Annotated in this window: 13 protein-coding genes; 3 read left to right on the top strand and 10 right to left on the bottom strand. The window is 66.9% G+C overall.

Annotated elements, in window-relative coordinates; translation table 11 throughout:
• The first annotated feature begins 262 nt into the window (after positions 1 to 262).
• The 3 genes from ASF08_RS05200 (at position 263) to ASF08_RS25975 (ending at position 5298) form a co-directional block, all read left to right on the top strand.
• Positions 263 to 1618, top strand: a complete 1356-nt coding sequence (locus ASF08_RS05200; protein WP_018043964.1) for an NAD(P)-binding domain-containing protein — start codon at positions 263 to 265, stop codon at positions 1616 to 1618.
• Between the two features lie 366 nt (positions 1619 to 1984).
• Complete coding sequence (locus tag ASF08_RS05195; protein WP_056142224.1) at positions 1985 to 4363, top strand: DUF1989 domain-containing protein; 2379 nt, start codon at positions 1985 to 1987, stop codon at positions 4361 to 4363.
• Positions 4364 to 4551: 188 nt separating this feature from the next.
• Positions 4552 to 5298: a methyl-accepting chemotaxis protein gene (locus ASF08_RS25975; RefSeq protein WP_200931833.1), complete on the top strand. Its 747-nt coding sequence runs from the start codon at positions 4552 to 4554 to the stop codon at positions 5296 to 5298.
• 119 nt (positions 5299 to 5417) lie between these two features.
• On the opposite strand, the gene urtA is transcribed toward ASF08_RS25975, so the two are convergent.
• The 10 genes from urtA to ASF08_RS05140 form a co-directional block, all read right to left on the bottom strand.
• The gene (gene urtA, locus ASF08_RS05185; protein WP_056142219.1) at positions 5418 to 6668 is read right to left on the bottom strand and encodes an urea ABC transporter substrate-binding protein; all 1251 of its coding nucleotides are present in this window, start codon (positions 6666 to 6668) and stop codon (positions 5418 to 5420) included.
• Positions 6669 to 6847: 179 nt separating this feature from the next.
• Positions 6848 to 7708, bottom strand: coding sequence for an urease accessory protein UreD (locus ASF08_RS05180; RefSeq protein ID WP_056142215.1), 861 nt, complete (start codon positions 7706 to 7708; stop codon positions 6848 to 6850).
• Between the two features lie 5 nt (positions 7709 to 7713).
• Complete coding sequence (gene ureG, locus ASF08_RS05175) at positions 7714 to 8349, bottom strand: urease accessory protein UreG (RefSeq protein ID WP_056142512.1); 636 nt, start codon at positions 8347 to 8349, stop codon at positions 7714 to 7716.
• A gap of 14 nt (positions 8350 to 8363) precedes the next feature.
• The gene (gene ureC, locus ASF08_RS05170; protein WP_056142508.1) at positions 8364 to 10076 is read right to left on the bottom strand and encodes an urease subunit alpha; all 1713 of its coding nucleotides are present in this window, start codon (positions 10074 to 10076) and stop codon (positions 8364 to 8366) included.
• 144 nt (positions 10077 to 10220) lie between these two features.
• The gene (locus tag ASF08_RS05165; RefSeq protein ID WP_056142213.1) at positions 10221 to 10916 is read right to left on the bottom strand and encodes an urease subunit beta; all 696 of its coding nucleotides are present in this window, start codon (positions 10914 to 10916) and stop codon (positions 10221 to 10223) included.
• Positions 10917 to 10975: 59 nt separating this feature from the next.
• Complete coding sequence (locus ASF08_RS05160; protein WP_056142211.1) at positions 10976 to 11674, bottom strand: urease accessory protein UreF; 699 nt, start codon at positions 11672 to 11674, stop codon at positions 10976 to 10978.
• Complete coding sequence (ureE, locus tag ASF08_RS05155; RefSeq protein ID WP_056142209.1) at positions 11674 to 12138, bottom strand: urease accessory protein UreE; 465 nt, start codon at positions 12136 to 12138, stop codon at positions 11674 to 11676. Before ureE ends, ASF08_RS05160 begins: the two co-directional genes overlap by 1 nt.
• 340 nt (positions 12139 to 12478) lie before the next feature.
• Positions 12479 to 12649 carry a hypothetical protein gene (locus ASF08_RS05150; RefSeq protein WP_244474460.1) on the bottom strand — a complete coding sequence of 57 codons (171 nt, stop codon included), beginning with the start codon at positions 12647 to 12649 and terminating at the stop codon, positions 12479 to 12481.
• A gap of 170 nt (positions 12650 to 12819) precedes the next feature.
• On the bottom strand, positions 12820 to 16437 hold the full coding sequence (locus ASF08_RS25970) for a M10 family metallopeptidase C-terminal domain-containing protein (protein WP_056142202.1): 3618 nt from the start codon (positions 16435 to 16437) through the stop codon (positions 12820 to 12822).
• A gap of 386 nt (positions 16438 to 16823) precedes the next feature.
• A complete protein-coding gene (locus ASF08_RS05140; protein WP_018043951.1) occupies positions 16824 to 17519 on the bottom strand; it encodes a GntR family transcriptional regulator in 696 nt (231 codons plus the stop codon).
• Positions 17520 to 17616: the final 97 nt, after the last annotated feature.

Raw genomic sequence — 17616 nt, 5'->3', positions numbered from 1 at the left:
ATGGTTCTCGCTTATCAGTAACCCCCCTTTTCGTTTGCAATGCACAACTGAGCGACGACAGTAGTGCCAACAGTCACTATTGCACGGCCATTTCTCCGAGGCGTATAAATTTTCTCAGCAGGAATGTTCCGCCGAGGTTTCGCCCTCGCCGGATCTGTCCTCGGGGGAGAATGGTCTTTGGCGGGCGTCCGGCACCGATCGGGAACCGCCATCGGGAGACCCGGACCGCCCGGCTCACGAGACATAGAACGGGGATCTGATCATGAAGAAGCGGGTTGCGATCATCGGCGCGGGTCCGAGCGGCCTCGCCCAGCTGCGCGCCTTCGAGGCGGCGCGGCGCGCGGGCGAGGAGATCCCCGAGCTCGTCTGTTTCGAGAAGCAATCCGATTGGGGCGGCCAGTGGAACTACTCGTGGCGCACCGGCCTCGACGAGAACGGCGAGCCGGTCCACAGCAGCATGTATCGCTACCTCTGGTCGAACGGCCCGAAGGAGTGCCTCGAATTCGCGGATTACTCCTTCGAGGAGCATTTCGGCCGGCCGATCCCGTCCTATCCGCCGCGCGCCGTGCTGCATGATTACATCGCCGGCCGCGTCGCGCGCAGCGACGTACGCAAGTACATCCGTTTCTGCACCCCCGTCCGCTGGGTGAGCTATTCGGAGGAGACCGGCCGGTTCACCGTGACGGCGAAGGACCTGATCAAGGACGAGCATCAGGTCGAGGACTTCGACTACGTCGTGGTGGCCAACGGCCACTTCTCGGTGCCCAACGTTCCGAGCTTCGAGGGGCTCGAATTCTTCCCCGGCCGCGTGATGCACGCGCACGATTTCCGCGTCGCCGACGAGTTCGCCGGCAAGCGCCTGCTGATGATCGGTGCGAGCTACTCGGCGGAGGATATCGGCACGCAGTGCATCAAGTACGGCGCCACGTCGATCACCTTCAGCTACCGCACCAAGCCCATGGGCTTCGACTGGCCGGCGGGGTTCGAGGAGAGGCCGCTTCTGGAGAAGCTCGTCGGCAACACGGCCTATTTCAAGGATGGCAGCGACACCGAGGTCGACGCGATCATCTTCTGTACGGGCTACAAGCACACCTATCCGTTCCTGCCGGACGACCTGCGGCTGAAATCCCACAACTGCCTCTACCCGGCGGGGATCTACAAGGGCATCTTCTGGCAGTCCAACCCGAACCTGATCTATCTCGGGATGCAGGACCAGTATTACACCTTCAACATGTTCGACGCCCAGGCCTGGTATGCCCGCGACTACATGATGGGCAAGCTGGCGCTGCCGGGTCCGGAGGAGCAGGAAGCCGACATCGCCAAATGGCTGGCCTATCAGGACACGCTCACCAACCCGTTCGAGGCGATCGACTTCCAGACGGAATACGTCCGCGAACTCCTGGCGGCGACCGACTATCCGCGTCTCGACGTCGACAAGGTCGCCGAGCTGTTCAAGGAGTGGGAGCACCACAAGATGGAGGGCATCCTCACCTATCGCGACCGGTCCTACCGCTCGACCATCACCGGAACTCTGTCGCCGGCCCATCACACCACATGGATGAAGGCGATGGACGATTCGCTCCAGGCCTTCATGGGCCTGCCCCAGGCCGCGGAATGAGCGCGGAGCTGTATTGGAGCCTGTTTGAGGTGTTTATCCAAGACTTGACCTCATCCTGAGGTGCCGCGTAGCGGCCTCGAAGGAGGGTTCCAGGGATCGCGCGACAACTGGAGGCCTCCTTCGAGGCCCGCTGACGCGGGCACCTCAGGATGAGGAGGTCGGCCTGGATGATCGACTTTGGCAGCCGATTTACTTTGGCATGAGCATCCGCTGCAAAATCCGATCAAGCAGGCTCTTCGCGCGTAACCGTGTTGGAATCACGCCGTTCCCCGGCCTCACCGGGGAGCGGCCTCCGATGGCGATGACGGCCCCGAGCGGGGCGCGTCGGCCCGCATCCGTTGCGACCCGTTCACCCTGGATAGACGAATGAACCAGATCTGGATGCAGCCCGAGGGCGCGTGGGGGGCAAGGTCGCCGCGCACGCTCTCGTTCTCGGCGAGGGGAGGGGCCTGTGCCTTCTTCGAGGTCGAGGCCGGGGATCGCCTGCGCATCGTCGACCCGGAGGGGCGCCAGCCCGCCCGGCTCTATGCCGGCCCCGGCGCGTTCGGGGAGGCGACACCGGGCGCCCCGCCCCTCTTGGATACCCTGCGGACACGAGGAGACGGGGCTGGCGGCGGATCGGTGGAGGCCGCCCTCGCGGCGCGCGGCGTTGCGCCGTTCGATCTCGAAGCCCATGCGCTGTTCCATGCGGAATCCCCGCCGGGATCGACCTTCCACGCCACGGCGGCGGCGAGCTCCGTCTGCGTTCTCGTCATTCCCGGCGGCCCGATGGCGCCGGACGCGCAGGATCCCCCGACCGATCTGCGGGTGGAGATCGAGCCCGCCACATCCCTCGAAGGGAGGGCGCCGCCGCCGCTGGCTCCGCCCCTCCTCGACCTGCGCGTGAAGGCCGCCACCGCCGAGGCTTTTTCCGTCAAGGCCGGCCAGTACATCCAGATCATCGACGTGGACGGGCGCCAATGCGCGGATTTCCTGGCCTTCGATGCCGTCGCCCTCGAAGCGGGTGACGAATACGGTCTCGACGCCACCACCACGCATACCCTGATGGGATCGACGGCGCCGAAACCCGGCCTGCTGTCGAAGTATTTCGACGCGCGCATGGTCCCCCTGGTGGAGATCGTCCAGGATACGGTCGGGCGCCACGACACGTTCATGCTCGCCTGCTCGGCCAAGTATTACGAGGATATGGGATATCCCGGCCATTCGAACTGCACCGACAACTTCAACGCGGTGCTGCGCCCGCATGGAATCCGGCCCAAGAAAGGCTGGCCGGCGATCAACTTCTTCTACAACACCGTGGCGGGGCCGGACGACAGGATCACCATGGACGAGCCCTGGTCACGCCCGGGCGATTACGTCCTCCTCCGGGCGCTGACCGACCTCGTCTGCGCCACCTCGTCCTGTGCCGACGACATCGATCCCGCCAATGGCTGGTGCCCCACCGACATCCACGTCCGGGTCTATGATTCCCAGAGCGCCTTCTCCAAGGGTATGAGCCACCGCATGACCCCCGATGCCGAACCGCGCCTCACCCGCGAATCCGGGTTTCACCCGCGCACCGCCGCCCTGACCCGGAAGATGGAGGATTATCGCGGGTTCTGGGTGCCGACCTGCTTCAACGCGGCCGGCCCGCTGGAGGAATACTGGGCCTGCCGCGAGCGGGCCACGATCATGGACCTCTCGGTGCTGCGCAAGTTCGAGGTGATCGGACCCGATGCCGAGGATCTGATGCAGCTGGCGGTGACGCGCAACGTGCGCAAGCTCGCCGTCAACCAGATCGTCTATACCGCCATGTGCAACCCGCATGGCGGGATGATCGACGACGGCACGCTGTTCCGTCTCGGCCAGAACAACTTCCGCTGGATCTGCGGAGACGAGTATTCCGGCATCTGGCTGCGCAAGCTCGCCGAGGACCACAAGCTGAAGGTCTGGGTGAAGAGCTCCACCGACCAGCTCCACAACGTCTCCGTCCAGGGGCCGAGATCGCGGGCGATCCTGTCCGGCCTCGTGGTCAGCCCGCCCCAGGAACCCACCGTCGACGAGTTGAAATGGTTCCGGTTCACCGTCGGGCGCATCGACGGCGTGCCGGTCCTGGTGTCGCGGACGGGATATACCGGCGAACTCGGCTACGAGGTCTGGTGCCACCCGAGCCAGGCGACCGCGATCTGGGACTCGATCATGACGGCCGGCGAGCCGCATGGTCTGACGCCGATGGGGCTCGCCGCCCTCGACATGCTGCGGATCGAGGCCGGCCTCGTCTTCGCCGGATACGATTTCTGCGACCAGACCGACCCGTTCGAGGCGGGCATCGGCTTCACGGTGCCCAAGGACAAGCCGGACGCCTCCATCGGGTCGGAGGCCGTGGCGCGGCGGCGGGACAACCCGCACAAGCGGATGGTCGGCCTCGACGTCACGGGCAACGAGCCCGTCGGGCACGGCGACCCCGTCTATGACGGCCGGACCCAGGTCGGGATCGTCACCAGCGCCACGAAATCGCCGATCCTCGGCAAGACCATCGCCCTGGCGCGCCTCGACGTCTCGGCGGCGGCCATCGGTGGGTCGGTGGAGATCGGCAAGCTCGACGGCCATCAGAAGCGGCTTCCCGCGACCATCGTGGCGTTTCCCCATTTCGACCCCAAGAAGACGCGCGTCCGGGCGGAATCGCCCACACGCGGCGATCAGGGACAGGCCAGCCTCGCCGAGCCCTCGCCGGAGAGCGTGGCAACGGCCGGAATCCCCGCTTAGGGCAGAATGAGCAATGGCTCGCCGCGAGGCTCGCTCGACGATGCCTCAGGCGAGCCTCGCGAGAACCGATGACCTGATATCGGACGGGCGTCGGGTCGAAGGCCGCTTGCGCCCCGTGAGCGATGCGATTGCATGTCTTCAGGATTCCGGGCGACCCTCGACGATCGAACGACGCCGCCTGAACCGTGATGCGGTCGCGCCCATGGGGACGATGCGCAAGATTCCAGACCTCGGAATGGCCTGAACCATGCTTGCACGACGAACAACGGGAACGCGAAACACGTCAGGGATCGGTTGAAGAAATGCTCGATGCCGATGCCTTCCTGCAGAATTTATCGAGCAGAATAGATGGCTTTATGTATAGCGGCCTCAACAATGCCGATTACAATATGACCTATCTATCGGATGGCTTCGAGAGATTGCTGGGATACGACGTCGCCTCGTTTTTGAGGAACGGGACGAGCTTCTCGAGCCTGATCCATGCGGACGACCTGCCTGCGGTCGATGCGGCCGTTGGGGCCGCCCTGAGCGCGAGTTCGCGCTGGCAGATCAGCTACCGGGTCAAGACGGCCGGCGGCACGTGGAAACACGTGCTCGAAACCGGCGGTGGCCGCGCCGATGCCTCGGGCGAGATCGCCTATCTCGACGGCATCGTCATCGACTTCGGTCGCGCCAACGACCTGGCGGATCGAATCCAGTCCGGTCAGACTGCGCTGGATGCGATCGGCCAGGCCTCGGATCGGATGATCGAGATGCTGCGATCCCTGAAGATGCTCTCGCTGAACGCCCGGATCGAAGCGGCGCGCTCCGCCGAGGCCGGGGCCGGATTCGGCGTCGTCGCCAAGGAGATGGGCCAACTCGCCGCGCTCGGTGAGCATGTGACGAAGGCCGTCGGAACCGAACTCGGTCATTTGAAGAGCGCCCTGCGATTGTAGGACCCCGCCGGCAGGCCGGCTCCGCGCACCGAGCGATGCCGCTCGATCCAACGAGCAGCACGTCCAGGCCAATGTCCGGGCGGCACGACCCTCTCGTGAAGGACCGCCCTCGTTCGGGCCTATTGATACCCTTTGGGGAAGGGGTCCGGCTTGATCAGCTCCGGGCTCGTATAGACGATCTCGAACTGGCCATCGGCCTTGGCCTTGCCGACGCGGGTCTTGGACCAGAGGTGGTGATTGGGATCGACGCGCACGTAGCCTTCCGGCGCGGCCTTGAATTCCAGGCCCGGAGAGGCCGCGACGACCTTGTCCACATCGAAGGAACCGGCCTTCTCGCAGGCCATCTTCCATAGGAACGGGCCGAGATAGGCGGCCTGGGTCACGTCGCCGATGACGGTCTTCTCGCCCCACATCTTGTGGAAGGCGGCGACGAAGGCCTTGTTGTTCTCGTTCTCGATGGACTGGAAGTACTTCATGCAGGAATAGGCGCCCGCGATGTTGTCGCCGCCGATGCCCTCGACCTCGTCCTCCGTGACGGAGAGGGTGAGCAGGATCTGTTTCGACAGGTCGATGCCGGAGGCCTTGAGCTGCTTGTAGAACGCCACGTTCGAGCCGCCGACCACGGTGACGAAGATCACCTTCGGCTTGGTGAGCTTGATCTTGTTGATTACCGAGTTGAACTGAGTGTGACCGAAGGGGAAATACTCCTCGCCGACGACTTTGCCCTTGAGCACGCTCTCGATATGCTTGCGGGCGATCTTGTTCGAGGTGCGCGGCCAGATGTAATCCGAACCGATGAAGAAGAACGTGTCGCCGCCCTTCTCCTTGTTGACCCAATCGAGACTGGCGAGGATCTGCTGCGTCGCCTCCTGGCCGGTATAGATGACGTTCTTGGACTGCTCCAATCCCTCGTAGAAAGTCGGGTAGTACAGGAGGCCGTTATACTGCTCGATCACCGGCAGGGCCGCCTTGCGCGAGGCCGAGGTGAAGCAGCCGAAGATCGCCGCGCAATGGTCGTTGACGAGGAGCTTCTTGGCCTTTTCGGCGAAGGTCGGCCAGTCGGAGGCGCCGTCCTCCTGGATCACCTTGATCTTGCGGCCGAGGATGCCGCCGGCGGCGTTGATCTCATCGAAAGCGAGCTTCTCGGCCTGCGTGGCGCCGGTCTCGGAGATCGCCATGGTGCCGGTGACGGAGTGGAGGATGCCGACGGTCACCTCGCTGTCGGTGACGGCGAGGCCCGTGGTGTTCACGGCATCGGCCGCAAGGACGGACGAACTTCTCGTGGCGGCGACGAAGGGTGCGGCTGCCAGACCGAGCAGCAACCGGCGACGAAGCCGAAGATGAGCGGTGCCTTCGTCTTTTGACGCCATCGGTTCATTCCCCACTCGTCATTGTGGAGGACACACCCCTGTCCATCCACGGTTGTTCCCCGGAGCCGGATCACTCCAACTCGTGTGAGGCCCACTGTCGGGAAGAAAATTCGTTTCTTAAAGGGCAAATTGGCTGCACGCTGCATCATTGCTGGGCAGGCGCAGATCCGGTCCCGTCCTCACTTGCGACGGCGCGCGGGGGCGACACCGAACAGCGCCGCGAAGGCGACCGCGAAGACCGCATCCATCGCCGTCGACAGGGCGCCCCCGCTGGGCGCGAGGACCCGCACGGCCAGTCCGGCGGCGTTCGGCAGCGGGCTCGCTCCGCACAGGCACCCCACCGCATCGGCGGCGCCCTGCAGCGCGGCGATGTCGGGATGGCCCTCGACGCCCCCGAGGATCGCCATCGAGCCATAGGCCGCATACGTGCCGAGGGGGGAGGCGGGGCCGGCGAGACTCGCGCCGTCGAGCGTCGAGCGCTCGTTGACGAGGATGCGTCCCTCCTCGGTCTCGATCCGCAGGGACAGCCCGATCCGGGCGAACGGCCGGCCCATGCCGGTGGGATCGTGGCTGGCGAAGCCTTCGCTGACGATGGCGCGCGCATCCGGGCCGACGACGATGCGGGTGTCGAGATCGAGCGCGGCGCCGGGAAACAGGATCATCGGATCGGGATGCAGCGCCAGGCCCGCGTCGCCGGCGATGGCCAGACGCGTGTCCTGGCGTGCCGCGAAGGCGCCGGTGTCATGCACGACGGTGGCCGATTGCGTGGTGACATGGGCCCGGCTTCCGGGCCTCGCCGTGATGTCGAGGCCCAGGCGGTCGGCCCGGTAGAGCCCGCCGGAGGCCGATTGGAGATACAGCGTCGCGATGTCGGGATGGTCCGGATACATCCGGAACGGCCGCGTGATGTGGAACGGATAGGGCACGACCTGCCGCGACAGCACCGTGGTGCCGCCGCCGCGCACGAAGACGAGGCGCGCCTGAGAATGGCGCGAGCGGCCCGCTCCCTCCGGCGAGATGCCCCGGACCTCCTCTCCCACGTCACTCAAGGCGCGAAGAGCACGGCGCGGCAGATCGCATCCGCCACGGCCTCGATCCCGTCGCCCGAGCGGGCATTGGTGGCGATCATCGCCTTGCCGCCGCGCACGGCGGTGGCCTCGGCGAGCATGGCGGGGAGGTCGATGCCCACATGGGGGGCGAGGTCGGTCTTGTTCACCACGAGAAGGTCGCAGCGCAGCACGCCGGGGCCGCGCTTCCTCGGGATGTCGTCGCCCCCCGCCACGTCGATGACGAAGATCCACCAATCCACCAGATCGAGGGAGAAGGTGGAGGCGAGGTTGTCGCCGCCGGATTCGAAGATGAGGAGGTCGAGGCCGGGAAAGGCCGCCTCCAGGGCGTCGCCCGCCGCGATGTTGAGGGTCGGGTCCTCGCGGATCACCGTGTGCGGACAGGCGCCGGCCTCCACCGCCGAGACCCGGGCCGGGTCGATCAGCCCGGACCGGCGCAAGCGCTCCGCGTCCTCCTTGGTGACGAGGTCGTTGGTGACGATGGCCAGATCGACGCCGCGCCCCGCCAGGACCGGGATCAGACGCTCGATCAGCGCCGTCTTCCCCGAGCCGACCGGTCCGCCGATGCCGATCCGCGCGGCGCTGGCGCGGGACGGGGAGGGAGTGAGGATCATCGCGGTGTCGGGCATCATCGTAGCATGTAGCGTTGGGCGAGGGGGAGGACCTTGGCCGGTTCGCAGGTGGCGATGGTCCCGTCGACGAAGACGTCGAAGGTCTGGGGGTCGACGCGGATATCGGGGCAGGCGTCGTTCCAGAGCATGTCGGCCTTGCTGAGCGTCCGGGTGCCGTGGGCCGGCAGCAGCGCCTTGCGCAGGCCGAGTTCGTCGCGCAGGCCCCGCTCGATCGCCAGCGGATGGACGAAACAGGCCGAGAGCCCCTGCTTGGCGAGGCCGAACGCGCCCCATTGCGGGCGCAGCAGCATCGGTTCGCAGGTCATCAGCGAGGCGGCGGAATCGCCCATGGCGCCCCAGGCGATGAAGCCGCCCTTGATGACGAGTTCCGGCTTGATGCCGAAGAAGGCGGGCCGCCACAGGACGATGTCGGCCATCTTGCCCTCTTCGAGGGAGCCGATGTGCTCGGCGATGCCGAAGGTGCGCGCGGCGTTGATGGTGTATTTGGCGATGTAGCGCTTGATCCGGGCATTGTCGCCGAAGCCGGCCCGGTCCTCGGGCAGGCTGCCGCGCTGGTCCTTCATCTTGGAGGCGAGCTGCCAGGTCCGGCAGATCACCTCGTGGATGCGGCCCATGCCCTGGCTGTCGGAGCCGAGCATCGAGATCGCGCCGATATCGTGCAGCACGTCCTCGGCGGCGATGGTCTGGGCGCGGATGCGGCTCTCGGCGAAGGCCACGTCCTCCGGCAGGGCCGGGTTGAGGTGGTGGCACACCATCGTCATGTCGAGGTGCTCGTCGAACGTGTTCACCGTGTAGGGATTGGTCGGGTTCGTCGACGAAGGCAGGCAATGGGGCAGGCCGGCGACGCGGATGATGTCCGGCGCGTGCCCGCCGCCGGCCCCTTCCGTGTGATACATGTGGATCACCCGGCCGCCGATGGCGGCGAGCGTGTCCTCGACGAAGCCGGATTCGTTGAGCGTGTCGGTGTGGAGCTGGACCTGGAAGTCGTGCTCGTCGGCGAATCCCAGGCAGGCATCGATGGCCGAGGGCATCGCCCCCCAATCCTCGTGGATCTTCAGGCCGAGCACACCGGTCTCCAACTGCTCCTTGAGGGCTGCCGGCTCGTGGGTGTTGCCACGGCCGAGGAACCCGAAATTCACCGGCCACTGCTCGGCCGCCTGGAGCATCTTGCCCGTGTTGAACGGCCCCCCGGAATCGATGCCCACGGTGATCGGCCCGAGCGACCCGCCGAGCAGCGTCGTGATGCCCGACGCGATGGCGTGATCGGGCAGGGCGGCGGAATCGAAATGCACGTGGACGTCGATGGCGCCCGGCGTCGCGATCAGCCCCTCGCAATCGCGCACCGTGGTGCCGGCGGACACGATGAGCCGGGGATCGACCCCGTCCATGATCGCCGGGTTGCCGGCCTTGCCGATGCCGACGATCTTGCCGTGGCGGATACCGAGATCGCCCTTCACGATGCCGAGCACCGGATCGATGACGAGGACGTTGCAGAGCAGGAAATCGAGGGCGCCCTCGGCCGAGGTGACGCCCGGCGCCATGCCGATCCCGTCGCGCAGGGTCTTGCCGCCGCCATGCAGGCATTCGTCGCCGTAGACGGCGTAATCCTTCTCGACGACGGCGACGAGGGAGGTGTCGGCGAGGCGCACGCCGTCCCCCGTGGTGGGACCGTAGAGGGCGGCGTAGTCGCGGCGGGGGATCGTCACCATGATGATATCCTTCATACCAAGCGGCACTGATCCCGGCCGATGGCCGGAATCAGTGCGTTCGGCGGACGCCCGCCGCCGCGCCGTCGCGCGGGCGGACGACGATGAGGTCTCCTCATCGTCGTCCGGTCTGACGCGCCCGGACTTCTAGGCACCCTTGAAGCCGCCGGCTTTGGCCCGCGCCAGGGCGGCGGCGCGGTCCGCCGGCGTGTCGATCGTCCCCCGGGTCAGGTCGTTCAGGCCGGTGAGCCGGCGCTCGCCGCCGAATCCCACGAGGGTCACGGTCTTGCGCTGGCCCGGCTCGAACCGCACCGCCGTGCCGGCCGGGATGTCGAGGCGCAGGCCCAGAGCCGCCTCGCGGTCGAAATCGAGGGCGCGATTGACCTCGAAGAAGTGGTAATGCGATCCGATCTGCACCGGCCGGTCGCCGGTATTGACCACCTCGATGGTGGTGCGCGGGCGCCCCGCCGCGAGCTCGATCTCCCCCTCGGCGGGCAGGATCGCGCCGGGCTCCAGCGTATCGGCCGGCGCCCCCTCGGCGGGCCGGATAGGCTCGTGCACGGTGACGAGCTTGGTCCCGTCGGGGAACACGCCCTCGACCTGCAGGATCGGCAGCATGGCGGCGATGCCGGGCATGACGTCCCCGGTGGTGAGGATGGTCGAGCCCCACCCGATCAGGTCGGCGACGCTGCGCCCGTCGCGCGCCCCCTCCAGGATCTCGTCGGAGATGATGGCGACGGCCTCCGGGTAGTTGAGCTTGAGGCCGCGCGCGCGGCGCTTTCGCGCCAGTTCCGCCGCCGTGAAGATGGTCAGCCGTTCGAGTTCGGTCGGTGTCAGCAGCATTGGTGGTCCCTACGGCCTCGTCCGTTCCCGGAACCGGGTTTCACCGTCCGGCGGCGGTTTCAATTCGCGAACAGGCGCAGATCGGCGCGGGCGTGACGCATGGTGGCGATCTCGATGAGCGGCGTGAAGGCGACGAGCATGATGTCGGCGTGGTCGGTGTCGTCCTCTTCGCCCCCTTGCACAGGCCGGGCCGCGATCTCCGCCAGCACCGGCATCAGGGCGGAGAGGATGCGCTGCGCCTCGATGGCGCCGACCCGCCCGAGCCTCACGGCGGCGGTGACGAGGGCCGCCGCACATTGGTAGCCGGCGATCTCGGTGACCGTGGTCTCGTCGAGGCCGAGGGAGCGCCACAGGGCGCCCTGCATCACCGCAAGGTGGCCGAGAAGCGGGCCGTCGCGCACCGCCATGCGCAAGCCTTCGGCTCCCGGCGTCCCGATGCGGGTATGGGCGGCGAGCAGCGCCCCGCCGTTGCGTCGGCTGCCCGTACGCATCGGTTCCGCCAGGCAGGCCGCCTCCACGGCGGCGTCGATCCGGGCGAGGCGGGCGAGATCCCCTTGCGCGCGATGGGCCAGAACCAGGGCGACCCGGTCGCTGCCGGCCCAGCGATGACGCAGGATGACCTCGACCGCATGGCCGAGTTCCGCCCCGCCGAGACCGTCCGGGAGCGCCGCGAGCCCCTCGATCCCGTTCGAGAAGGCGAAGCTGCCGCTGGGAAAGGCCGAATCCGCCTGCTGGAGGGCGATGAGCCGCTGCAGCATCAGGCGGCCTCGTTCCGCCCGTCGACACCATGGACCACGCGGCGGGACGCCGTCAGATCGCCGAGCCGCGCCAGATAATCCTCCGGCGGGCCTTCGAGGGCCACGAGCAGGTCTTCGCCGTCGAAGCGCACGCGCCAATGCAGGTTGCCCGCGTGGTAGCCGAGTTCGAGGGCGGCGGCCTTGTCCGCAGGCGCCAGCCGAAGCCAGCGTTCCGCCCCGACCCGCACCACCAGGGCGCGGTCCGTGTCGAGGATCAGGACGGCACCGTCGAACAGGGTTTCCTCGCGGGGCAGGGCGATGGCGATGTCCTCGCCGCCCTGTGTCGTCGCCCGCAAACGCCGCCGGGCCATGTCGGCGCTGTCGATGGCCAGGATGTCGACGGCATGGTGGTGATCGAGATGATGCAGGCGGTGTGCGATCTCGGGATCGAGCCTGCTGCCCACGATACGGTCGATGACGCGCATTCGGTCTCCACTCTCCCGGTGGGGCCACTGGATTCACACATCCAGGCAGAGCGCGTCCCTCTCCCCCCTGTGGGGAGAGGTTAGGAGTGGGGGTGGCTCCGCCAGCCTCCGCAAGCTGAGGGTCGCCCAACCACCCCCACCTCCAACTCCTCCCCACAAGGGGGAGGAGGGCAGGGCGGCGCATCCCGCGAGATGTGTGAAGACCGTAGCGGCCAGGTCCAGGAGAGGAAACTAACCGGGTTCGCATCGGCACGCCAGCGCCTCCCCGCGCTCGGGCCTTCCGGCGCGGACGAAAGTCCGTGGTCGACCGACGCATCGGGTCGGGACAGCGCTGCGCGCGCTACGCCGTCGCCGTCCTGACGGTCGGCGGCGGGCGATAGAAGGCCCCGATCTCGCGGATCAGGTCGCGCCTCTGCTCCTCGACCAGATCGGAGAGGATATCATCGTGATCCCGGTTGATGACCGATAGCAGGCGCATATCGGGATACCGACCTTCGAAGACAACGAACACCTCCGATCCCTCATGGGGATCCAAAGGATCCAGGCAGTAATGGTTCGCCATGCCAGCCCTCCGAATCATCACGACGAGGGAAAACCTCTCCTCGACATCCTTCCGATCACACGAATCATAGGCCGTTTCCTCGACGCATCACGCATCTTCAACGGCTCGTCAGGTCGACGCTACAGGATGAAATCCGCCGTCTGGAGGGCAAAGGTGCCGCTCAGGAGAATGGCGAAATCGGCCTTCGCATCGCCATTCACATCACCGCTCACCAGGGTATTGCTTCCTGAGACGATGGAGCGAAGCTCGCCCGCCCTCATCGTGAACGCATCGTCCTCAATGAACCGGAAGGCCTGGTTCACCACGCCGCCGGCGACCGCATCGATGAGGTGAAGGTCGATCCGGTCCCCCTGGGACGTGCTGAAATCCTTGAGCGTATCCCGTCCGGCGCCGGACACGGTGCTGTCGCCGAGCCGGTCGAAGACGAAGGTATCGGCGCCCCCTCTGCCATAAAGCAGATCGGCCCCATCGCCGCCGGACAGGATGTTGAACCCGTCGTTGCCGAGGATCTTGTTGGCGAATTCGTTGCCCGTCAGGTCGATGGCGGCGGTGCCGGCATCCCGCACCGTCCGCAAGGTCTCGATGGATTGGCCGGCGGCGAGCACGTAATCGACCGCCGCCCTCACCGTGTCGGCACCGTCGTTGAGCGCTTCGAAAACTTTGTCGGTCGCCGCCGAGACGATGAACGTGTCGTCCCCGTCCCGCCCGTACAGGCTATCGGCCCCGGCGCCGCCGTCGAGAACGTTGGCCCCGTCATTGCCCACSAGCTTGTTGACSAGKTCGTTGCCGGTGAGGTCGATGGCGGTTGTGGCGGTGTCGAGGATCGTCCGCAGGGTCTCGATGGACTGGCCGGCGGCCAGCGCGTAGCTCACGGCGGCCCTCACCGTGTCGATCCCGTCGCCGAGCGCCTCGAAGACCTTGTCGGTCGCCGCCGAGACGATGAACGTGTCGTCCCCGTCCCGCCCGTACAGGCTGTCGGCCCCGGCGCCGCCGTCGAGGAGGTTGGCCCCGTCATTGCCCACCAGCTTGTTGACCAGGTCGTTGCCGGTGAGGTCGATGGCGRYKGTGSCGGTGTCGAGGATCGTCCGCAGGGTCTCGATGGATTGGCCGGCGGCGAGCCGGTAGCTCACGGCGGCGAGCACCGTATCGGCCCCGCCCCCCGCGACCTCGAAGACGAGATCGCCGCTGTCGTCGACGACATACACATCGTCGCCGCCGAGCCCCTGCAGGCTGTCGGCCCCGGCCCGCCCGTCGAGGAGATCGACCCTGAGCGTCCCGACCAGGGTATCGGCGAAGCGCGATCCCGCCACCCGCTCGATCCCGACGAGGACATCCCCCGCCGCGTCGCCGCCGCTCACGGCCCCGGTGGAGAGGTTGACCGACACACCGGCGGCGGAGGCGCCGTAATCCAAGGTGTCGAAGCCGGCACCGCCATCGAGCCTGTCCGCGCCCGCGCCGCCCAGCAGGGTATCGTCGCCGTCATAGCCGTAGAGCGCGTCGTTCCCGGCGGCGCCGCTGAGGATGTTGGCCAAGCCGTTGCCGGAGAGCTTGTCGTCGAAGGCCGAGCCGAGGATGTTCTCGAAATCCACCAGGGCGTCGCCCTCGGCGCTGCCGCCGATGCCGGCGACCTTGCCGGCGCTGATGTCCACGGTCACGCCCGCACTCGAGTCGCTGTAATAGGCCCAGTCGACACCGTCGCCGGCCGTCATGTAATCGGCCCCGGCCCCGCCCGTCAGGATATCGTTGCCGTCGCCGCCCCCGAGGAAATCGGCCCCTTCGCCGCCGGCGAGGGTGTCGTCTCCGGCCAGGCCGCTCAGCGTATTGGCGGCGGCGTTACCGACGAGGTTGTCGTCGTAGCCCGAGCCTTCCAGGTTCTCGATGCTGACGAGGGTGTCGTCGTTGGCATCGCCGTAGAGCACCTTGCCGAGGGACAGGTCGATATAGACGCCGGCGCTCGACCCCGCATAGCTCGCCGTGTCGATCCCGTCGCCGCCGTCGATCCTGTCCGCACCCGCGCCGCCCTCCAGCTTGTCCGCGCCGCCGTTGCCGGAGAGGCTGTCGTTGCCGCCGCGGCCCAGGAAATCGTCGGCCGAGGCCGCGCCGACGAAGGTGTCGTCGAAGTTACTGCCGGTATAGCGTTCGATCGAGGAGAACAGGTCACCGGCGGCGTCGCCGGCATGGTTTCCGGTGGTCAGGTTCACTGTGACGCCGGCGCTGCCGTCGAACCCCGCGATGTCGAACCCGTCGCCGCCGAACACGATATCCGCCCCGGCGCCCCCCACCAGGGTATCGTTGCCGGCCTCGCCATAGAGGATGTCGTTCGCCCCCAGGCCCCGCAGCCTGTCGTCGCCGCCGCCGCCGTACAGGCTCGATGTCGTGGATGCGCCGCTGAGCGTATCGGCGTAGGCCGACCCGTAGACGCCCTCGATCCCCGTGATCGTATCGCCGTTGGCGTAGCCGCCGAGCACCTTGCCGACCGACAGGTCCATCGTGACGGCCGCCGTCGAACCGGCATAGCTGGCATAGTCGAACCCGGCCCCGCCATCGAGGACATCGTTGCCGGCGCCCCCGGAGAGGGAATCGCTACCGCCGAAGCCGTAGATCCGGTCGTTCCCCCCGTTCCCCGTCAGGGTGTTTCCGCTGGCATTGCCGTAGATCGTGTCGTTGCCCGACCCGCCGACCGCCGCCTCGATCACCGTGTTCCGGGCGATGGCGACGTTGTCGGTCATGCTGCCGATGTCGGAGAAGGTGCCCGCGCCGAGATCGATCAACTGGTTCGTGGTGAATCCCGACACGTCCAGGGTGTCGTATCCCCCCGCATCGTAGATCGCGATGACGGGGTCGGTGTTCAGGGTGAAATCGAAGGCCCCGCGGCCCGCATTGGCGTTGAACCCGTAGGTCGTGTTGCCCACCCGGGTGTTGGGATCGGCCCCGTACTTGGCCTGGATCGCCGCGATGTCGTCGAGGAGCGGCGTCGCGCCGTAGGTCACGTTGAAACTGCGGCCGACATGATCGACGCCGGTCCCGTCCTCACTTGCGTCGAAATAGGACATGACGGTGTATTTCCGCGTGTCCTGCGCGTATTCGGCGTTGCCGTCATACGTGATCGACCCACCGGACCCGGCATTGTACTTGCCGGGATGCGAGAGGCCGAGGGTGTGGCCGATCTCGTGGACGTAGGTCTGGACCCCGTAGCCGCCATAGAACATATCGGCATCGGTATCGTGACTCGTCCAACTCGAATTCATCCAGACCCGCTGCTTGGTGATCGTGTCGACGCCGTTATTCCCCTGGGTCACGGTCGGTGAGGCATAGGTTCCGCCCCCCCGGGTGACGGAGGTATAGGCGAAGCTGATGTCGTGATTGGTCGCGGACGTGGTCTCCACGAGGTCGATGGCGATCAGGTCGTCCCAGAGCTCGAAGGCTTCGCGGGCCCGGTCGACCATCAGCGTGGTCATGACCCTGAACCCGGTCGCTTCGCTCGCATTACTGCTCGGCGGCGAGGTCGAGGGAATCGCGTAGGTCAACTGCGTCCCCGCCCAGGTCCGGGCGTCGTTCTCGGCCGGCTGGCCGGCGGCGACGGTCCACGAGGTGGTGAGCTGGTCGATGACCCTGGCGAGATCGCCGGGGGGAGGGGCGGAGACCGCCACCGCCGCGAGCGAGGCGCTCCCCGCCGACGGCCCGGACATCCAATGCCGGGACACGTAGCCCGGCTCATCGCTGCACAGGATGCACATCGCCCGATTTCTCCCATGAGTCCCCGAGCCCGCGCGCCGATCCAACGGCTCGCGAGAGGAAGAACTTTGCGTGGATGCCCTGGAAGCATCGCCCTCGAATCGGTCCGTCCGACCGACTCAAGCGCTACCATGCAGAAGTAATGGATGCTACCAAAACAGAACCAAAATAGTGATCGCGATAGTATTCGATGGCAAGCTTCAAAAAATGGTATCCTTCGATGGTACCAAAACCAGAAAATGCCGGCACAGCTCCCGCAATGGCGGGCCGTCGTCGAAACGCCGCCGCCGCGACATCCTCACGGACAGCGCAACCGTGGCGACGCGTCGAGATGTCGGCGTCGGATCGTCTTGTCGGGGAGCGGGTACCGATCGCGCGGGATCAGGCCCTATGCCCGCAGGCGCAGGCGGTAGGCGTAGGAATCGCCGCGAAAGAGCCCTTCGACATACTCGATCATACGGCCATCGGCGCCGTAGGAACGGCGCTTGATGAGCAGGCAGGGAAGCGGTTCGGAAAAGCCGAAGACCGCGCATTCCTGCGGCTCGGGAGAGGCCGCCTCGATGGTCTGCTCGCAATCGACGAGAGGCGCGCCGCATTCCAGGAGGCGGGCATAGATGGAGCCCGACAGGTCCGCCTCGGCGAGGCCGGGCGCGATGCCGACATCGTACCAGGCCTTCTCCACCGACAGGGGGATGCCGTCGCCGAGACGGACGCGCACGAGCCGGAGGAAGCGGGCCGTGGAGGAGAGGCCGAAGATCGAGGCGATGGAGCGGTCCTCGCCCACCGCCCGTTCGAGGATGCGGGTGGAGGGGACGCGCCCCAGTTCCTGCATCTCCTCGGTGAAGCCCTTGAGACGCTCCATGCCGGGCTTGATGCGGCGGAAGCCGTCCTCGACGATGTAGCCGTTGCGGCCATGCGCGCTCACCAGCCGCTGCTGGCGCAGGGCATCGTAACATTGCTGGACGGTCTTCCGGCTGATGCCGAGGTCGAGGGCCAGCTTTCGCTCGGCGGGCAGGGTGGCTCCGGCGGCAAGAAGACCATCCGTGATCATGGCCCGGAACTGGTGCTCCAGTTGCCGATACATCGGGAGAGCCGTGTCGTTCTGGATGCGGAGGCTCGCGAAAACGCTTTGTGTTCTGGTCAATGCGGCGGCATCGTAAGAAGGGCGGGCAGGGCGCGCG

It is taken from the genome of Methylobacterium sp. Leaf85 (assembly GCF_001422125.1).
GTDB classification, from domain to species: Bacteria; Pseudomonadota; Alphaproteobacteria; order Rhizobiales; family Beijerinckiaceae; genus Methylobacterium; species Methylobacterium bullatum.
This window is presented reverse-complemented; position numbering and strand designations above follow the sequence as displayed.